Annotated in this window: 19 protein-coding genes and 1 riboswitch; of the genes, 1 reads left to right on the top strand and 18 read right to left on the bottom strand. The window is 36.5% G+C overall.

The window, feature by feature from the left end; genetic code table 11:
• Positions 1-113: 113 nt before the first annotated feature.
• The 4 genes from cmk to JZO71_RS06670 all read right to left on the bottom strand — a co-directional run bounded on the left by cmk (position 114) and on the right by JZO71_RS06670 (position 3944).
• Positions 114-791, bottom strand: coding sequence for a (d)CMP kinase (gene cmk, locus JZO71_RS06685; protein WP_206898759.1), 678 nt, complete (start codon positions 789-791; stop codon positions 114-116).
• Between the two features lie 41 nt (positions 792-832).
• Positions 833-1450: an SAG1386/EF1546 family surface-associated protein gene (locus JZO71_RS06680; RefSeq protein WP_206898758.1), complete on the bottom strand. Its 618-nt coding sequence runs from the start codon at positions 1448-1450 to the stop codon at positions 833-835.
• A gap of 66 nt (positions 1451-1516) precedes the next feature.
• The gene (locus tag JZO71_RS06675; RefSeq protein WP_206898757.1) at positions 1517-2926 is read right to left on the bottom strand and encodes a RecQ family ATP-dependent DNA helicase; all 1410 of its coding nucleotides are present in this window, start codon (positions 2924-2926) and stop codon (positions 1517-1519) included.
• Positions 2910-3944 (bottom strand): helix-turn-helix domain-containing protein, encoded by a 1035-nt coding sequence (locus JZO71_RS06670; protein WP_206898756.1) that lies wholly within the window; start codon positions 3942-3944, stop codon positions 2910-2912. Before JZO71_RS06670 ends, JZO71_RS06675 begins: the two co-directional genes overlap by 17 nt.
• A 31-nt stretch (positions 3945-3975) precedes the next feature.
• Here JZO71_RS06670 and JZO71_RS06665 point away from each other — a divergent pair, with 31 nt between their 5' ends.
• Positions 3976-4197 carry a ferredoxin gene (locus JZO71_RS06665; protein ID WP_206898755.1) on the top strand — a complete coding sequence of 74 codons (222 nt, stop codon included), beginning with the start codon at positions 3976-3978 and terminating at the stop codon, positions 4195-4197.
• A gap of 195 nt (positions 4198-4392) precedes the next feature.
• Here the strand turns inward: JZO71_RS06665 and JZO71_RS06660 are convergent, their stop codons facing one another.
• The 14 genes from JZO71_RS06660 to dnaG all read right to left on the bottom strand — a co-directional run bounded on the left by JZO71_RS06660 (position 4393) and on the right by dnaG (position 20123).
• On the bottom strand, positions 4393-5133 hold the full coding sequence (locus tag JZO71_RS06660; RefSeq protein ID WP_206898754.1) for an alpha/beta hydrolase: 741 nt from the start codon (positions 5131-5133) through the stop codon (positions 4393-4395).
• Positions 5134-5320: 187 nt separating this feature from the next.
• A complete protein-coding gene (locus tag JZO71_RS06655) occupies positions 5321-6661 on the bottom strand; it encodes a M20 family metallopeptidase (protein WP_206898753.1) in 1341 nt (446 codons plus the stop codon).
• A 130-nt stretch (positions 6662-6791) separates the two neighbouring features.
• Positions 6792-8312: a YfcC family protein gene (locus JZO71_RS06650; protein ID WP_206898752.1), complete on the bottom strand. Its 1521-nt coding sequence runs from the start codon at positions 8310-8312 to the stop codon at positions 6792-6794.
• A gap of 391 nt (positions 8313-8703) precedes the next feature.
• Positions 8704-9309 (bottom strand): ECF transporter S component, encoded by a 606-nt coding sequence (locus JZO71_RS06645; protein WP_206898751.1) that lies wholly within the window; start codon positions 9307-9309, stop codon positions 8704-8706.
• Between the two features lie 124 nt (positions 9310-9433).
• Positions 9434-9559, bottom strand: a riboswitch (FMN riboswitch).
• Between the two features lie 82 nt (positions 9560-9641).
• Positions 9642-10358 carry a pseudouridine synthase gene (locus JZO71_RS06640; RefSeq protein ID WP_206898750.1) on the bottom strand — a complete coding sequence of 239 codons (717 nt, stop codon included), beginning with the start codon at positions 10356-10358 and terminating at the stop codon, positions 9642-9644.
• Positions 10358-10933, bottom strand: coding sequence for an SMC-Scp complex subunit ScpB (scpB, locus tag JZO71_RS06635; RefSeq protein WP_206898749.1), 576 nt, complete (start codon positions 10931-10933; stop codon positions 10358-10360). Before scpB ends, JZO71_RS06640 begins: the two co-directional genes overlap by 1 nt.
• The gene (locus JZO71_RS06630) at positions 10917-11687 is read right to left on the bottom strand and encodes a segregation/condensation protein A (protein WP_206898748.1); all 771 of its coding nucleotides are present in this window, start codon (positions 11685-11687) and stop codon (positions 10917-10919) included. The genes scpB and JZO71_RS06630 overlap by 17 nt, the downstream gene beginning before the upstream one ends.
• A gap of 17 nt (positions 11688-11704) precedes the next feature.
• Positions 11705-12055, bottom strand: a complete 351-nt coding sequence (locus JZO71_RS06625; protein WP_206898747.1) for a GNAT family N-acetyltransferase — start codon at positions 12053-12055, stop codon at positions 11705-11707.
• Positions 12056-12073: 18 nt separating this feature from the next.
• Positions 12074-12961 (bottom strand): site-specific tyrosine recombinase XerD, encoded by an 888-nt coding sequence (xerD, locus tag JZO71_RS06620; protein WP_206898746.1) that lies wholly within the window; start codon positions 12959-12961, stop codon positions 12074-12076.
• Positions 12962-13066: 105 nt separating this feature from the next.
• Positions 13067-13525, bottom strand: coding sequence for a ferric iron uptake transcriptional regulator (gene fur, locus JZO71_RS06615; RefSeq protein WP_277988603.1), 459 nt, complete (start codon positions 13523-13525; stop codon positions 13067-13069).
• A 108-nt stretch (positions 13526-13633) separates the two neighbouring features.
• Positions 13634-14497, bottom strand: coding sequence for a CvfB family protein (locus JZO71_RS06610; protein ID WP_206898745.1), 864 nt, complete (start codon positions 14495-14497; stop codon positions 13634-13636).
• A gap of 170 nt (positions 14498-14667) precedes the next feature.
• A complete protein-coding gene (locus JZO71_RS06605) occupies positions 14668-16881 on the bottom strand; it encodes a cell division site-positioning protein MapZ family protein (protein ID WP_206898744.1) in 2214 nt (737 codons plus the stop codon).
• Between the two features lie 270 nt (positions 16882-17151).
• Positions 17152-18261 carry an RNA polymerase sigma factor RpoD gene (gene rpoD, locus JZO71_RS06600; RefSeq protein ID WP_206898743.1) on the bottom strand — a complete coding sequence of 370 codons (1110 nt, stop codon included), beginning with the start codon at positions 18259-18261 and terminating at the stop codon, positions 17152-17154.
• Positions 18262-18284: 23 nt separating this feature from the next.
• Complete coding sequence (dnaG, locus tag JZO71_RS06595; protein ID WP_206898742.1) at positions 18285-20123, bottom strand: DNA primase; 1839 nt, start codon at positions 20121-20123, stop codon at positions 18285-18287.
• Positions 20124-20130 lie beyond the last annotated feature (7 nt).

The raw sequence follows: 20130 nt of genomic DNA, 5'->3' as shown, positions 1-20130 counted from the left end.
TACGGTACTAATTTAAGTTTAATTGATTCTTAAAAAAAAATAAAGCGATTTCGCCCGGTTTATTTGAAAATTCTCGACTTTCCGCTCATTTCATCGTTTTTTCCAACCAATACTTATAATTGATAGCCTTTTTCGGAAACAACTTCTTTAATCATTGCTACCACCTCTAAAATAGATTTTCCCGTTGTATCAATTCGTACTGCATCTTCTGCTTGTTTCAACGGAGAAATTTCACGTGTGGAATCATAATGATCACGCTCTTGAATTTCTTTTGTTAGGGTTTCTAAGTCAGTTGGGATTCCTTTTTCTTGATTTTCTTTATAACGGCGTTGTGCTCGTTCAGAAACACTTGCTACTAAAAAGATTTTGATTTCTGCATGGGGTAGAACGGCTGTGCCAATATCACGCCCATCCATTACCACGCCACCATCTTCACCAATTTGTTGTTGAATAGCAACAAGCTCTTCTCGGACTTTTCCGTGTGCAGAAACTTCTGAAACAGCTTTTGTCACATTTGGTTGTCGAATTTCAGCTGTCACATCTTGTCCTGAAACAAACACATGCTGACCATCTGCTTGTTGTTGGAAAGAAATCGGATTTTCTTTAATCAAAGTAACTAATCCAGCTTCGTCAGCAAAAGGAATTTGATGCTTGATTGCCAAATACGTCACTGCTCGGTACATAGCTCCTGTGTCGGTGTAAATATATTGAAAATCTTTTGCTAAAATTTTTGCTACAGTACTTTTGCCAGAAGAAGCCGGCCCATCAATTGCAATACTAATCTTTGTCATAAAAACGCTCCTCAAAAAAAAGCCGCAAAATGCGGCTCACATTATTTCACTCGTAATTCTTGTCCAGGATATAACATATAATTATTTGGATCCATTCCATTTAATTGGAATAATTGATCAATCGTGATTCCAGCACGTTCAGCTACTTGTTTTGGTCCTTCACCTGCTTGAACAACTGTCGTTGAACCAGCCGCTGCTTCTGTTGATGAAGAAGGTGTTGTTTCTGTTTCTTGTGGGACTGTTTCACTTGAAGCTGGTGGTATAACTGGTGCAACTGAACTTGAAGTCTCTGGTTCAGCGATACTTGATTCTACAGTTTCAGAGCTTTGAACTGTTTCAGCAGTTGAAGAAACGGTTGTTGACTCTTCTTTTGAACTCATGGTTGAACTTTCAACGATTGATGAAGTTGTCGATGTTGAAGACGAACTTGCTGCGTTATTACTTGAACCATTTCTAATCCAGAAGTAAGCTCCTGCCGGGATTGCGATACAAAGTACTAATAAAAACAAAAAGAGTGATAAGAAAACAGTGTTTCCTTTCTTTTGCTGTCTTTGAGAGCTTCTTGAAGAATTTTCATCTTCAGTATCATAAATCGGTTGCTCCCATGGTTCTTGTGTTTCGTTATTTTCTGATGATTGATGTCTATCTTTTCTGCTCACCTTTGCTACCTCCTAAATTCTTTCGTGAGTATTATACCATAGGAAAATGGGCCATGCCGAAAAAAATTATCCCTCTACGTTTTTTTTAAATAAATTTAGTAAAATCTCTTCCCAGTTATTCTCAAAATGACTTGTTCTTACTTTTGTTTCCGCTGAAAGAAACCATGCTGCTTCGTCAAAATCACAACAATTTTTTGGTTTCGCTGTCAATTTTTCGCCAAAATAGTTCAAAATAAATTCTCTGCGACAGGTAGTTGCATGGATATATCGTAACATTTGGTACAAACGAAACTGTTTCTCTTTTTCTTGAAGCTTTAATTTTTCCATCCATCGATCTGGTTGATTTGTTGTTTTGACAATTTCTAACCATTTTTGTTGAAGTTCATCAGAGGGTCGTTCTAGCTCTTGCTGATGTGCTAAATAAACTTCAAATCCTTGACGTTGCTCTTTCGCTAATTGATTAAAAAAATGATGTATCGCTTCATCTCCCGTTTGGTACAACAAAATGGCTGTACTTGGCTTTTGATCACGACCAGCTCGTCCGATTTCTTGCACATAATTTTCCAAACTATCTGGCAAATCATAATGGATAACATAACGAATATCTGCTTTGTCTACTCCCATGCCAAATGCGTTTGTTGCAATTAAAAATTGCAATTGATTTTGAGAAAATTGTTGCTGTAATTGGCGTCTTTGGCTCGCATCTAGACCACCATGATAGTAGCCAATAGAGAATCGACCACGCAATTCTGTATATAAACGTTCCACCTCTTTTTTCGTTGCACAGTAAATGATGGTCGCACCATTGATTTCTTTCATAATCGACTCTAACTCTTCCGTCTTTTGAGTCGTTTCCCTGACAAATAGAGCTATGTTTTCTCGATTCACTGAATGCTTAACGATTTTAGGTTTATTCGTAAATAAAACCGTTTCTATATCTCGTTGGACTGCACTTGTTGCTGTAGCTGTAAGCGCCAAGGTCACTGGAATTGCCAATTGTGTTCTTACTTCGCCCAAACGTTGATATTCCGGGCGAAAATCGATGCCCCATTGTGAAACACAATGTGCCTCATCAACAACGAAAAGTCCGATTTTTTGCTTTTTTAATTGAGTTAACATTTCTGATTGCAATAACATTTCCGGACTTAAGAATAAAAATTTATATTGAGATAAATGATCCATAACATATTTGCGTTCTGAAAAGGTCAGTAAACTATTAAAGGCCACAACTCTTTTTTCGCCCATTTTTTGCAACTGCATAACTTGATCTTCCATTAGTGATAGCAATGGTGAAACCACAACGACCAACCCTTCGGATAGATAACCTGTTAACTGGTAACATAAACTTTTCCCATTACCCGTTGGCAGAACAGCTAATACATCGTCTTTGTTCAGCAATGTTTGAATAATTTCCTCTTGACCTGGGCGAAAAGTTGAAAAGCCAAAATAACGTTTTAACTCAGCTGTTAAATTCATCTTTTCGGCCTCCTTTTAAAGCTCGTATTTGGTAAAAACGAAATTCACCATAATCAAGTGTACCCATTTTGTTTACCTCTTGATAACGCCAAGTTTGGACAGGTGTTGTTTGACTAGCTAATAATTGGTTCGTCTCTTTCGAAATCAGCTGGTCAAATGGAAAATCGTCTAAGAACAATGCCCATTCAACTAAATGATCCGTTATTGTCCCTTTTTTCAAATGACGGCGTACCATGATTTCAGAGAGAGAATACCCTTGCAGAAAAAGTTGTCGCGTGATTAGCATACTTTGATTGTAATTTTGTTCTAAAATAGGTAACAACAACTGACTGAATAAAAAATCTGGAAACTGTTGCAATTGGTTGAAAAAAGCGTGAACAGCTTGTGCCTGTTGCAAATAGACTGTCGTTTCATCTTCACTTGGCTCAATTAGTTGATAGGGCAGTAACCCGATTTGTTCATACCCAGAAAACTGATTGGCTAATAAATTAGCTTGTTCCTTTGTTAACTTACCTAAACAAGTCGATAATTCATGATAAAAAGTATCAGCTAACTGTTCTTTTGAACGGCCACTATGAGCTAGCCACGATTTGATTCTAGTGGTATAAAATGGGCTAGTTTCTGTTGGTAAATACTCTGACTGATGCGCATTTAAATGAGAAACGACTTGAATAGCGAATTTTACCAATCGCCAGGCCTCTTCCCAATTTCTACCATAGCGCTCAAAATGTAAATCTGGATACAAGACATTCAATTTTTTTTGGCGTTCTCTCCCTTTAGATGTCAAGAAAACTTCATTTTCTTCAATCTGAATCAAACCGGATTTTTCTAACTCAGTTAATCGTTCTTGATAGGTTTTCTGAGTTAGTTCTGGTAAACTGTTGTGGGCCGGCAACAATTCATTTAAAAACCCAAAAATCAATACGGAGGTTGTTTTTTTGCCTGTCAATAATTGATAAAAAGAACTGATCCTCAACTTGTTTCTTGAGGGAAATAAAGATAGAATAAATAAAAGCATAGCAATTCTCCTTAAGTTAGGATGGTTAAAAATGTCATTATTATGTAAACTTGTACCCGAACGTTGTATCGCTTGCGGCCTTTGTCAAATTGAGGCTCCTGATATTTTTGATTACGATGAAGAAGGAATCGTGCTCTTTGCACAAGAACCAGAAGCACATCAACAATTCGTCACCGAAGCAGAAACTGAGCATGTAAAGAAAGCCTATCAGAAGTGTCCCGTTCGAGCAATACTATTGGAAGAACAAACATAATTTATCATTCCTTCGACAAATCAATTATGAATTTTATAGAAAGATTTGTCTATCAAGATAGAATGAGCAAAAATTTTGCTCAAAATAAACGTGAGTCCAGTCAGAAACTTCTCAAAAAAGTTAGCTCAATTGCTACTTTTTTAAACTGTTTCGCTAGGCTCACGTTTTTATTTACTAGTGGTCAAAAGTAACAAACTACCAACCATTTTGCTTTAACCAATTTTCAATCGTATTCACAAGAACAATTTGCTGATCCTCATTCGTAATTTCGGCTTGTCCATCCTTTTTCTGTTCCCCATACGAACCAAACCCACTATGGTTTCCGCCATTAATCACCACGTACTTTGTTTGCGTAGGCAAATATTGTTTAGCATCTTCATATGCTTCATGATTTAATACTTGATCTTTTGATGCAGTAATTGAAAGTACCGGGATTTTTGACTGAGATAATGTCCCATTTTTGTCAGGATAACTTGCTAAGAAAAAGATACCTTTATTCTTATCTGTCACATTTTGAGAAGCATACCGACTACTCATTACTCCACCAAGCGAATGACCGCCAAAAACAAAGGTACGATCTGGAAAATCTTCAATCACTTTTTCTGCGCGATTTTTATCTAGTATCGCTAGATTAAGTGGCATCTTGACGATTGCCACGTCATAGCCAGTTTCAGAAAGTTTGCTTGCCCAAACGCTGTAACTCGCTGGCTCAACTAAAGCACCTGGATAAAAAATAATGATTGGGTGTTGTTTTGCAAGCTTCTTTTTTGGACTTTCAAATAAAAGATACTCCTTGTTATCAATTGCTTTTTTACTGGTTGTTAATGCTGTTTGGTTTGGTTCATAAGTATTTTCTTTTAAATAATAATAGCTTCCAATACCAATCAAACTTAAAACAATCAGCATGCCTAAGAATATTTTCCCTAATTTTTTCAAGCTTCCATCCTCCTTCAATCATCTTTTAGTTTATTATACGTGTATTTCAAAAAAATGACGAAAGAAATTTCTTAATTGCTTCAAAAAAAGAGATGTGACAGCATCGTCACACCTCTTTGATTAAACATTGTACAAAAATTTCCTCTCATAGAATTAAGATGTTTCTATAAGATTACTCACAAGCTACTTATTTTGCACACAATCGATAAACAGCTTCAGCATAAATTTCCATTGCTTTATACATGCTGCTTAATTCCCAACGTTCATTTGCTTGGTGCATGAAATCTGGTGTATCTGGGAACATCGCTCCAAATGCCACACATTGATTCATTGTACGAGCAAAAGTTGCGCCACCTGATACAAATGGTTCAGTCATGTCACCAGTAATGTCACGGTAAGTTTGCAAAAGATTTTTTACTAACTCACTATCTAGTGGCACGTATAACGAATCTAAGAAGTCAAAATCTTCATAAGTTAATTCATATTTCTTCGCTGTTTCAGTTAATTTTGCTACCAGATCATCTTTTTTGAATGTTACGGGAATACGCATGTCCACGCCAATTTTTGTTTGTTCTGGTGTGATTTCTAAGCTAGCAAAGTTCATTGTTAATTCGCCAGATTGTTCATCTTTCGTTTTTCCAACAACATGTTCACCAGTTGCATTTTCTTTCACCAATTTTCCTAAGAAATCAATTGGTGCAAAATCGAAGACTTCAGCTAAAGCCATAGACAAACGTGAAATAGCATTCACGCCTTCCGGTGCATCTTTCGCATGAATACTTTTTCCAAGAACAATAATTGAATCTCCATGATCTTCAAAATCAAAACCAAGTTTGTTTAATGCTTCTTTCACTTCTTCTAATTTTTCACCAGAATATGGAGCAGCATCAGGAACCACGTTTAATGCACCACCTGCTTTCACAGAAAAATCAGTAGTACCAGGACCTGTTAGATAGGCTTGTAGTAATCCTTTTTCAGCGTAAATCAATGGGAATTCAGCATCTGGTGCAAAACCTTGTGTGATTCCTTCTTCTTTTTCATTGTATTTATCTAAACAGCGCCATAAGTTTTCTTCATCTGTCCCAAAAATAAAACGAATTCGTGTTTTAAACTCAATACCAGCATCCATCAATGATTTGACAGCATACATTGCTGCGATCGATGGTCCTTTATCATCTTGTGATCCACGTCCAATCAACCAACCATCTTTTACAGTTGGATCAAACGGTTTTGTATCCCAATTTTTTTCATCCCCCGCAGGAACAACATCCATGTGACACAAAATACCAAACAATTCATCACCAGAACCAACTTCTGAATAACCATAATAGCCTTCTGGGTCTTTGAATGTACGGAATCCTAACTCTTCACTGATTGCTAAAACCTTATCTAATGCTTCAACAACTTTTGTCCCGAAAGGATGTCCTTTCCCAGTATCCTCTTCATCTAATACAGAAGGGATTCTGATTAGTTCATTAAGTGATTGTAATGCTTGTTCATGATGTTCTTTTGTAACAAATTGTTTCATTACGCTTACCTCCTAATAAGATAAAAGACCCGATAGTTTGCCTACCGAGTCTTCTTAAAGCCAACTCAGTTAGCTTTGTTTACTTTATTATTCAATGATAGATGTTTCCGCTCATTTTGTCTAGGCAAAACTAAATCATTGCTGCAACGCCGAGAATCACACAGATAGCTACAAATAAAATAGCAATCAGCTTACCGGTAAATTTCCACCAAACTGAGATGTCAAAACGAGCGATCGCAACCGCCCCCATAACAATAGCAGAAGTTGGAGTAATCAAGTTGACCAATCCAGAAGCAGATTGATAAGCAGTGATAACTAAGTCTTTACCTACGCCAGCAAACTCACCCATAGGACCCATGATTCCCATTGTAGCCGCAGCTAAACCGGAAGTTGATGGAATCAAGAATGACATTGGAATATAGAAGATGAACGTGATAATGATGAACACGCTTGAAGATAATGTGCTCAATCCTTGTTCTCCCCAGTGTAAAATAGTATCTGTAATCAACCCATTGTTCATAACAACTTGAATACCACGAGCAACAGCAACAACGATTGCTACACCAATCAAGTCTGATGCACCAGCTAAGAATTCTGAAATGAATTCAGATTCCTTCATGCCGTATGTGAATGCAACAACGATTGCCATAACTAGGAATAACATAGTGATTTCTGGGAAGTACCAGTCACCAAGTGGTAACATGTCAATCCCTAATACTGTACCAATTACAGGAAGACCTGTTAACCAGTTTGTTAATGATTCAAAAATAGTAAAGTTTTCATTCAACGTTGTCCAAGGAATCAAGCTGATGATCATGATGCCAAAAGTAATAAAGAATAAGATGTTAACAGATTTTTGTTTGCTTGTAATGGTTTCTTGACGGCCAATCGATTCGATATCGAAGTGTTTCATGTCTTCTTGTCGTTGGTTATAAACCAAAGACTTGGTTGGATCTTTTTCGATTTTTGAAGCATAACGATAAACATAAACGATTGAAATACCTAATAAGATCACAAACATTAAGAAACGTAAGCCAATTCCCTCACCCATAGAGATACCAACAGCTTGTGAGGCTACCCCAGTGGCAAACGGATTAACTGTCGAAGCCAAACAACCTACTTGTGAACCAACTAAAACGATTGCAACGGCTACTACAGTATCAAAACCAACAGCCATCATAACTGGAATTAGTAACGCATAAAAAGGAATTGTTTCTTCGGCCATTCCGTAAGTTGAACCACCTAAAGCGAATAAAATCATTAAAACAGGAATCAACATTTTTTCTTTGCCTTTAAATTTCTTAACGACAGAAGCGATTCCAGCATCTAATGCACCCGTTTTATTGATAATTCCTAAAAATCCACCCACGATCAAGATAAAGAATGAAATCGGAATAGCTGCTGGCGTCGCACTTGTTAGCTCACCTGCTTCAACCCCCAACATCCCATTGATTGGTGCCATAAAAATATCCCAAAGACCTTGTGGATTTTGTTTTACTCGTTGATACGATCCAGCGATGATATTGCCTGCATCATCTACACTATAGTGACCAGCTGGAATGAACCAAGTAAGGACAGCGATAATTGCAATGATAATGAATAAGACCGTATACGCTGACGGCATCTGAAATTTTTTCTTTTTTTGTTCCATTTTCTTCTTCCTTTCCCTTTTTCATTTTTTAGAATCAAGTAATATTGGTTCTATCGTTATTTTATCAAAAAGAGTGGCAGAACAAAAATAATATCTCGAATAAATGATACTTTTTGTTCATAAATCCATTAATAGTGACGAATCGTTGCCTCCTTTCATCTAAGATACTTCTTTCAAAGTAATTGTAGCCTGTCTCTTTGTTTTGTAAACAAGCCTATTCGTCATTCAAAAAGAGAAGAATTTCACATTCATTTATTACAAATTCATGTTTATACATAAAAAAATAAAATACTCAGTAACAACTAATAAAACGTTTACATTTGCGGTTTTATTGCATTTTTTTTCAAAAAAAAAGGACCAAAAAATTACTGGTCCTTTTGAATATTCATTTTTAAATCGTATGTCTTTGTTCTAAGGCATGTTGTTTACGGCTTAACCAAGGCAATAACTTAGCGTGTAAAACTAAGAACGCGGCACTAACGATAAATCCTTTGATCAAGTTAAATGGAACAATCCCAATCAATACATAATTAACCAGTGGCATACCTAGCATTTGATTTGCGTTCAATCCGAAGAACATCAGATATAAGGGTGTAATAACAAAATAGTTTGCGACACTCATAAAAAGCGTCATTGCTAAAGTTCCGGAAACAACACCGAAAATTTTATTTCTATTTGCATGTTTTTTATTTTTTTTGAAGAAGTAGAAAATCGGTAATGTGAAAATGGTCGTTGCCAAGAAACTTGCAACATCCCCCACTAGATTGTCTGGTGAAAATCCTGTTGTCACCAGATGTAACAATGAGCGTAAGAAAGCCGTGGCTACACCAGCTACTGGACCGAATAAAAACATGCTGATCAAGACAGGTATATCACTGAAATCAATTTTTAAAAAACTAAATGCCGGCATAATTGGAAAAGCAATAAATTGCAAGACCAATCCAATTGCAGCGAACATCGCTACCATGACCATTTTTTGTACCCGTGTGTTCTTCATTTGAAATCCTCCTGTTAGGACTCCTCTTCAGCGAACTATCCAACTAATTTTTTCAAACAAAAAAACTCTACTTTCACAGGGAAAATAGAGTTAGAGTTATCTGATAAATGATTAGTCAAATAAGCTCTATCTTCTTTATCCAGACTTTACTGTCGGTATCGGAATTTCACCGATTCAGCTATTTCCTAAAGAAATAGGTCGTGGACTATAACCACCGGTCGGGAATTGCACCCTGCCCCTGAAGACGAACCTTTTATATTATTTTGTTTACACTTACATTATACATAGCCTTGAAAAAAATGCAACATTTATCTCTTACAAAAAGTAAGCTATCATTTTGAGTGATTGAGTAACGTACTAATTTCTTTTTTGTTTAGCTCACGATATTCTCCTGGACGTAACCCTTGAAGAGTCAAATCGCCATATCTTTCTCGTTTTAGTTTTTGCACAGGTAAGCCAATTGCCTGTAACATATTTTTTACTTGGTGATTGCGCCCTTCATGAATTGTTAACTCAACAATACTATGGTTCGTTTTAGGATCCACTGATAAGATTTGAACTTTAGCAGGTGCCGTTCTTCGGCCTTCTAATTTGATCCCTTTCGTTAAAGGAGATAACCCTGATTTTGTAGCAATCCCTTTTACTTTTGCAACATATACTTTATCAACCTCATGTTTTGGATGTGTCAAGCGTTGTGCAAATTCGCCATCATTTGTTAATAGTAAAATACCAGATGTATCATAATCCAGACGTCCTACAGGATAAATTCGTTCTTTTACCATCGGCAGTAAATCAGTAACGACTTTTCGATTTTTATCATCTGATACTGCAGAAATAACTCCTTTTGGCTTATAAAGTAAATAATAACCATATTCTTCTTGATAAATAGGTACTTCGTCTACTTCGACAACATCGTGTTTGCCAACTTTTACACCTAATTCTCTTACAACTGTGCCGTTGACTTTTACACGACCAGCCAAAATAAATTCTTCTGCTTTTCTTCGAGAAGTAATTCCGGCATGTGCAATTACTTTTTGTAATCTTTCCATTACTTTTGTTCTCCTTCGCTCACTCCATCAAAAAATAAATCCAATGATGCATCATCTTTTAACGCGTTTTCTAGTTCTTGTGTATCTGGCAACTCTGTTAAGTCTTTTAACCCAAAATAATCAAGAAAATAGCCTGTCGTTCCATACAAAATTGGACGGCCTGGTCCTTCCACGCGCCCTTTTTCTTCAATTAATTTATGAGCAACCAATCGCTGAACGGGACCAGAAGCTTGGACACCTCTGATTTGTTCGATTTCTGTACGTGTAATTGGTTGTTTATAAGCAATAATTGCTAATGTTTCTACTGCTGCTTGTGATAACGTATTTGATGAACCCTGTGCATATTTTTTTAAGAGTGGTGCTAATTCTTTTTTAGTTGTTAAAACGAAATGGTCCTCAGTTTCAAAAATGTGTAACGCTGAATCAAGAGTCGCTTGATATTTTTTTTCTAAGGCCACAAGCAATTCAGATAATTCTTGTTTGTCAATATTCAATAAATAACTTAACTCGTCACTGCCAATTCCTGCTTCACCGGCAACGAAAAGGATAGCTTCTAACTCACTTAATTTTGTCATTCGTTGTATCTCCTACTACTGGATAAAGCATGATTGAATCATAATTTTCTGCCTGTTCAGCAAAAATCTGCCCGTTTTTCATCAGTTCAAGTAACGCCATGAAGGTCGTCACAACTTCTGCTTTTGTTGGTGCTTCAAAAAATGACTCAAATGTACAGCCTGATTGACTGTTCACTAACTTTTCCTTAATAAAACTCATACGTTCTTCGATTGTCGTATCATCTGGGGCAATCGTTTTTTCCACTTTTTGTGAAAATTGTTTCCGTTCCAAAATAGCCTGCATTGCTCGAAATAAATCGACTTTTTTTACTTGCCCTCGTTTGAGAGGCAATTCTTTTTCTGCCAAGTCTTCTACCATAGTTGGTTCTTTCGAATAATACAAACTGCGTTCTTCAGCTTTTTCAACCAACTTTTCCGCTGCATACTTATATTTTCGATACTCTAAAAGTTGTGTAACCAATTCGTCACGTGGATCTTCTTCCCATATCAGATCATCTTCAATCGCTAGCTCCTGGACGGGCAGTAATGTTTTACTCTTGATTGCCATCAGTGTGGCTGCCATTACCAAATATTCTCCAGCTAAAGCTAGCTCCATTGTTTTCATCGTATGAATATAGTTCATGTACTGCTCCGTAATCGTCGCAATTGGAATATCGTAAATATCAATTTCCATTTGCTGAATCAAATGAAGCAATAAATCCAGTGGTCCTTCAAAAATATCTAGTTTAATATTGATTTCAGTCAAATGTTTCACTCTTTCTTAGTTATGCTTCATTGCCATTTAGATAGGTAAGGTTTCGTCACTTCGGTCGCTAAAAAGGTCACTTCGGGGTATTTTTCCTGAAGCTCATTCAGCATCAGAAAGCCCATATTCTCTCCGCGATAAGAAGGATTCAACGAAATATCATGAATGATCAATTGATCCTTACCTATCCATTCAATACCGATGATTCCTTGGATGTTCGTCGAGTCTTCTGGGGTGAAGAAAAATAATTCATACTCATTTTCTGCTTCATAAACATCGATTTCTTTTAGCAAATCTGCTTGATCCGATAATTTTTTATGGAAGCTTAACAAGCCCATTGCAATTTTTCGGTTCTCTTTTCGGTAATGTGTTAACATTGTTTCACCTTCCTCTAATTAAGCCCTTGGAAAATGCTGCTTGTAAACATCTGTCATTCTTTTTTTCGTGATATGTGTATAGATTTGTGTTGTTGAGATGTCTGCATGTCCCAATAATTCTTGTACAGTCCGTAAGTCTGCTCCATTTTCCAACAAATGCGTAGCAAAACTATGACGTAAAGTATGTGGTGTAACATCTTTACGAATACCTGCTTGCTGTACTAATTGCTTTAAGTTCTTCCAGATTCCTTGTCGAGAAAGTCCTTTTCCATGATTGTTTACAAATACATGTAGTTCAGAAGTATCTTTCACCAACAAAGGACGTGCCTCATCCAAATAACGTTCTAGCCATTGGATTGCATAATCTCCTAAAGGGATGATCCGTTCCTTATCTCCCTTACCAATTGTTTGCAATAAACCGAGAGAAAGATGAAGGTCCCCAAGTTTTAGATTGATCAATTCACTAACACGCATGCCAGTTGCATACATTACTTCCAAAATTGCCCGATCTCTAATTCCTAATGTTTTTGAAGTATCCGGGGTCTCAATCAATGTTTCGACTTCTTTAAGCGTCAATGTACTTGGCAATTTTTGTGCTTTTTTTGGTGTATCAATATGTTGCATAGGATCATGGTCTGTATAGCGTTCTTGTCGCAAAAACTGATGAAATCTTCTTAAACTAGATATCATTCGGGTAATTGTTGCAGTCGCTTTTTGTTCTTCATGTAATTTTTCTAAATACTGAATAACTAAATAACGATCGACCATTTGCCAAGAGGTAATCTTCTTTTCTTCCATAAAATGCAAATATTGTTCCAAATCGCGTTCATAACTTTTACGCGTATTGGCAGAGAGTCCACGTTCAATATTCAAATAATGAAGGTACTCACTTAGTTCTTCTTTCATACTATAACCCACCTCATGCTTTCTCTATCATATCAGATACACCTTTATTTCGATAGTCCATTTACGTTATCTGCACAAAGAAAAAGCCGTCTTTCAACAGACGGGCTACTTTCTCTTTTCGTTTTCTTGACAATCATGACAAATTCCATGAAAGGTCAAACGATGATCTTTCACTAAAAAATGATATCTTTTTTCAACAACTTGTTCGACTTCTCCCAAAAGGTCTTCTTCGACTTCCTCAATAGCACCGCAATTAAGGCATAGCAAATGATGGTGAAAATGTTTCGCACCATCCTTTCGTAAATCATAACGAGCTAATCCGTCATTAAAGCTCACTTTATCGACAATTTTTAAATCAGTCAAAATTTCTAACGTGCGGTAAACCGTTGCAAGACCAATTTCTGGACTTTTTTTCTTAACTAAAAAGAAGATTTCTTCGGCAGACAGATGCTCTTTTTCATTTTCTAAGAGCACAAGCAGTGTCGCCTCTCGCTGCGGAGTCAATTTAAAACCCGATTCATGTAATTGTTGTTTCGTTTTCTTCATTGCCAATATAGCATTCATTCATCCATTCAACTCCAACAATTTATAATAATTATAAATAAGCAAATGATAATACTCTGTTAAATTATAATAATTATAAGCTAGTTAAGAAAAACATGCAAGGTATTCTCAATTAGATTTTTCGATTAATTTTGTAACACCGTCTTCTTGTTTGATCAATCCTTGCTTCATCAGATTTCCCATTGCACGTTTGAAAGCGCCTTTACTGATTCCAAAAGTTTTCATAATATCTTCTGGCTCTGATTTGTCCGTAAATTGTAATTGTTTTTCTACTGAACGTTCTAAAATCGTCAAAATCATTTGTGCATCATCACTGATTGCTTCATGGGCGCGTGGTTTCAGAGAGATGTTTAAAACACCATCTGGCCGAACACCAACAACACGCCCACTCACATGCTCACCTAAGCGTGGCTCTTGGTAACGTTCAGATGGATGAATAAACGCCACATAAAAATCATCGGTCAAGACATATGTTCCTGCTAATTTCAAACGATAAGTCGTTCCCGAAACATCTTTATTTTTTAGTTCTTCATTTCCATGCTTACTCAATGATTTAAAGATTTTTTCGTCCGCAATCTCACCCCAAATACGATCTTTTGCATCCACCTTCAAGGCAATCATTAATCGATCTCCTTTTTTAGGCCACAATTCTGTCATTGTTGGTAATTCATCTAAAGAAACAACAAAATCTTTATCTGGCAAGCCAATATCAACAAAAGCACCTAGATCTCTTCTAGTTGCGGTTACTGTTCCAAAGGCATAATGACCAATACGACTTTTGGGAATCAACGTTGTTAAACGATTTTCATGTTTTTGATTTTGATACCCAAATCCTTCAACCGCTTCACCAATTTGATGCTCGCCTTCCGATTTACTTAAACCAAAAGTTTGCCCATTTTTTTGGACAAAATAATTTTTTTCATTTTCATCAATAATAATTCCTGTAAATATATTTGCTAATAAATTATTCATTTCGATCTCCTTTTAATTGAAAGGCTATGTTTTCCCATCACTTTTCTCTGCTATCATAACATACAGCTTTCATCAAGAACAATGTTCCAGGCAGTACAGCATAAAAAAAACTTAGGCGATTATCTATCTTGATTCGCCTAAGCCATTCATTTATTTAATTAGTAAATTTTTTAGTTACTTCCATTTCCACCAAACCAACCTGTTTTACAGTTGATTGTCACGATATAAAATGGTAAAGCACTTTCCCCAATCCCGTTCATTAGAGACGATTTAGTTGAAGTTGCATACAGATTGTAATAGCCTTCGCCATTTCTGATTTGTGCTTTTTCCAACTTATAACCGCCTTCAACAATATAGCCTCGTTGAATACAAGTAGCAATGACGCTTTCTCTCACTCCTGACGCCCAGTTCCACGCAGCATTAGAACTATCTGCCACATCACTTGCATTCGTTCCCATGATTGGTTGATTCGCTGTCGATCCTGAACCCACAGTCGTGGTACTAGAAGCTGCGTTCGCTTTCGCAGCTTCCTGAGCTGCTTTTTCTGCTTGGGCTGCTTGAGCCGCAGCAACTTGTTCTGCTTTTGCTTTTTGCTCTGCTTCTTGTTTTGCTTTTTCTTCTGCGGCTTTTTTCTCAGCTGCTTCTTTTTCTTTCTCCGCTAATTGATGATCTACTTTTGTTAATTGTTGCTTGAAAGGATCGGCAAGTTCTTTGTTTGCAATTTTATCAACAGCTTCTTTCGCTACTTTGTATTGATCACGTGTAGCTGAATCAACGACTTTTTCATCTTGAAAAACAACTTTTGTCTTTTCTTTGGCTGTTTCAATTTGTTCGAGTTGTTTCTGCGCCTCTTGTTGTGCTTTTTGAATAAGTTTCCCAAAATCTGAATCATCTGTTTCAATTGCTTCGATTTTATCAGTACTTCTTAGCACTGGTTTTTCAGCTAAATGATCTTCTTCAATTACTGGATCAATAAATAAATCATTTATTTTTTTGATATTGATTATCTTTGCCTGAATATCATTATACGTTTCATTTAATTCTTGATAATCTTTTGTAGAATCCACTTCGTTTAACTCTTGTTTGATTTTCGACAAATCTTGATTCAAGTGGTCTGTACGAATGAACTCATTTGTATCACCAACGTAAAAACTAGCTAGTTCCTTTTTGATTTCAGAGACTTGCTTTTCTTGTCTGGCTACCTCAGCAATTCGTTCAGCTTCGACTTTTTGTTGATTGTCATAATATGCCCAACCGCCAACACCTAATAGAATAACTGCAGCTAACAGTAGGTAAGGTCCTTTTTTAACTCTTTTGGATTTTTCAGTTGGTTGTTCTGGATTTGGAGTTATCGTTGCTGGTTCTTTTCTAGTTTTTTGATCTGCTTTAACAGATGTTACAGCAGGCTTTTTAGTCATTTGTTCAGCCGGCTCTTCCGCTTCCGCTGGTTGATTCACGATAGCATCCCGTTTGGGAGAATTCACTTTTTCTTTTTTTGAAGCTTTTTTTAAATTCTCATTTGAACCCTCTTTAGCAATCTTTAAAGATTCATCCTTTGCTGATTGTTTCTGAGAAACAGTTACTGGTTCTTCTACTGTTTTTTCCGCTTCGTCAACTTTAGATTCCTGCTCTTCAACAACTGACTCAACAGTTTTCTCTTTCGTGGCCAAATCTTCTGGACGTTCTATTTTTTTCTCTTTTTCGTCATCACTTTTAACAGAGTCAGATACGACAGCTTCTGTGTCAGTGCTTTTTTCTTCTTTGATGTTGGTTGCACCTTCTGCAATCTCAGGTGTCTGATCAGCAGCAATCTTTTCATGGATCATTTGCATCAATTCTTTTGATTGTTCTTCATCCACGTCTTCACGATGTGCTTGGATATAAGCTGCAAGAATTGATTGATCATCTTCTTTTTTAACATTTTCTTTTAGTTGTGTAATACGTTCTTGTTTTTCTTTTTCAACCACTTCATCAACTGAAAGTCCTTTTTCAGTGTTGATTTCATTTTGATCCTTTGGTTGCTTATCTCGATTTTTTTTCATAGGCTTGACAGCTTTCTCTTTCTTTTCTTCCATTCTTTCATCCGCAGTTTCTTTTTCCGTTGCTGCTTCTGGCTTTTCCGAAGCATCAAACAATTCCATAACGGATTCAAGTGGTAAATCTTTTAGTTCTGCCCATTCAATCGGGTCATTTAACTCTGTATCTGGAAAATCCGGTTGGTTGTTCTCTTCAGGAAGTTGTTCAAGAGATTGGTCTTTTGATTCGACAACATCTCGTTTATTTTGAATGTGCTGATCATTTTCTTCAAGGCTAAAGCCACAATCTGGACAAACTTTTTGGCCCTTAATCTTTTTCGATCCACATTTTGGACATTTTTTTTTCACTTAGTGATCGGCTCCTTTAACTAAGTTTAACGCTAACATTTAATCTATCACATTCTGACCTATCAGCCAATAGTTTATCTTTACGATTTTCTAACAAATAAGTAAATCGAACGTTAAAAATAAGAATTAAAAAGTTTTTGTGTATTGAAAAATCTTTTTTAAACTCTGGCACAAGTTTTAGAAAATAAATATTGTGTGAAAATTTTTTATTTGAGCAACTAAAAAAGCTGGCACAAAACATTGGTTCGTTTTGTGCCAGCTTTTTATTTTTTATTCTAAGAAATCTTTTAATTGTTTTGAACGTGAAGGATGACGTAATTTTCTTAGGGCTTTTGCTTCAATCTGACGAATCCGCTCACGTGTTACGCCGAAAACTTTCCCTACTTCTTCTAAAGTTCTTGTTCGACCATCATCTAAACCGAAACGTAAACGCAACACGTTTTCTTCCCGATCTGTCAGTGTATCCAATACATCTTCTAATTGTTCTTTTAACAATTCATAAGCCGCATGTTCAGCAGGACTTGTAGCTTCTTGGTCTTCAATAAAATCTCCAAGATGTGAATCATCCTCTTCACCAATTGGCGTTTCCAATGAAACAGGTTCTTGAGCAATTTTTAAGATTTCGCGTACCTTTTCTGTAGGTAGGTCCATTTCTGCTCCAATTTCTTCAGGCGTTGGTTCTCTACCTAAATCTTGAAGTAGTTGACGTTGGATACGAATCAATTTATTAATTGTTTCGACCATATGAACTGGAATACGTATCGTACGCGCTTGGTCAGCAATCGCACGTGTGATTGCTTGACGAATCCACCAAGTTGCATAAGTTGAGAATTTGAATCCTTTACGGTAATCAAACTTTTCAACGGCTTTCATTAAGCCCATATTTCCTTCTTGGATCAAATCTAAGAACTGCATACCACGACCCACATAGCGTTTCGCAATACTTACAACTAAACGTAAGTTTGCTTCAGCTAAACGTTGTTTGGCTTCTTGGTCGCCTTCTTCGATTTTTAAGGCAAGTGCTACTTCTTCTTCAGCTGTTAAAAGGGAAACTCGGCCGATTTCTTTTAAATACATACGAACTGGATCATTGATTTTTACACCAGTTGGTGCAGATAGATCTTCTGTTTTTGCTTTTTCAGCTTTTTTCTCACCACTTTTTAGACTGTGGATGGATGGCTCACCATTTTCGTCAACAACACTGATTCCAGCATCCTCCACTTTTTGGATCAATTTGTCCATTTCCTCAGCATTCAATGTGAATGGTGTAGCAAGCTTGTTTGATAAATCGTCATAAACAACTTGTCTTTTAGGTTTGTGTTCTTTGATGAAAGCTGTTACTGCTGCTTCATATTTTTTCTTATCTGTTACATTTGCCATAAAAGAAGGCCCCCTTCAAGTAGCTATTTGGCTTGTTTTAACTGTCTCGTTAAATTAATGATCTCGATTGTCAATTCTAATTCTAACTGTTTATTACCTGTACGCCTGGCTTCCTGCTGCAATTGTTTTTTTTCGATTATTTTATCAGCTAAGCCAGATTTACTGATAACAGCCAGTAAATCTTGAATTTCTCGCGTAGAGCTTTCTTCAGCCACTCGCAAATAAGCAATCTCAACCACTAAACGCCTAATTTTTTCATCTTGCAAAAAGTTTAAAAAATCTGCAAGGTTAAACTCTTCATATTGTGATAAATAAGCATCGAACAAAAAATAGATTTCTGCATACTCATCATGAATAAATTGAAATTCTTGTTCTTTTAATAGATTCCGAACAGAGATTTCTTTGAACACACGATACAACAACATTTGCTCCGCTTTTTCAACTTGTGTCAGCGGTTGTTTTTGTTGCGGTAACTCCTGCTTGACCATTGGTATGTTTGGTTCGGCAGTCCGTTGCTGTTCTTGCCGGTTGGCTCGCTTCAACTCACGTAATTGTTTTTGAATCGTTTCGCGACTAACTTGAAATTCATTTGTCAGCTGTGATAAATACATATCTTGCTCAATTGGCGAGACTACTTTACTTAATTCAATCAACACTTCTTGCAGATAATCTAATTTATCTTTTTCATTATCTAAATTCTTATTTTGTTTCAGATAACGTGTTTTGAATGTAAAGACTGTTTCACGACCATGTTGAATCAATTCCTGAAAGGATGCTTCACCATATTTTCGTAAATATTCATCAGGATCCAGTTTTTCTGGTACAACCACGATAGATAACTGTAATCGACTATTTTCACGCAGAAGTTCGATTCCACGATTGGTAGCCTCAAACCCTGCCTGGTCACCATCATAACAGAACACAAGCTCTTTTGTTAAACGCTCCATTTGCTGGATTTGTTGAGCAGTCAAACTAGTTCCCATTGAAGCCAAGCCATTCTTGATTCCAGCTTGCCAGGCTGCAATCACATCCATGAATCCTTCAAACAGTAGTATTTCACTACTTTTTCGGATGTCACTTCTTGCTTTATCCAAGTTAAACAAAACTTGGCGCTTATTAAATAGTTCTGTTTCTGGACTATTTAAATACTTAGGTTGATCTTTTTCTTGCCCTTTCTCTGGTGCTAACCATCGACCAGAAAAACCAATCGTTCGACCTTGTGGATTATTGATTGGAAACATAATGCGTTGATAAAATCGATCAGAAAAATTACCATCATCATGCTTGATAAACAATCCTGAACGTTCAAAAACATCACTCGATAAAGATTCATTATTGAACACTTGAACTAAAAAGGAACGTTCATTTGGTGCGAAACCAATCTTAAACGTTTCAATCAGTTCCATTGTTAAACCACGCTTCAGTAAATAATCAAGTGCAGGCTGTCCGGCTTTCGTGTGTAACAACATATGGTGATAAACTTCTACAGCTTTTTCGTGTGCCGCAAGTAGTTTGCTAGTAGCTGAATCTGTTTCATTAGCAACATACGTTTGTTGTTTCCATTGATCTGCTAAGGGAATTTGTTCAAATTCTGCGACCTTTACAACTGATTCTGGAAAAGTCAATCCTTCAAGTTCTTGAAGAAAAGTAAAGACGTTTCCACCCTTTCCACAACCAAAACAATGAAAAATCTGTTTATCTTCCGCTACGGAAAACGAAGGTGTTTTTTCTTCGTGAAAGGGACAAAGTCCTAAATAATTTTTCCCAGATTTCTTTAATTGAACATATTGTCCAATCACCTCAACAATATTCGTTTGACTCCGAATATTTTCAATCACTTCCTGAGGAATTCGCTGAACCATTGTTTCC

This window comes from Candidatus Enterococcus courvalinii (genome assembly GCF_017315945.1).
GTDB classification, from domain to species: Bacteria; Bacillota; Bacilli; order Lactobacillales; family Enterococcaceae; genus Enterococcus_B; species Enterococcus_B courvalinii.
Note: the sequence above shows the minus strand (reverse complement) of the source record. Positions and strands in the feature narration are given on the sequence as shown.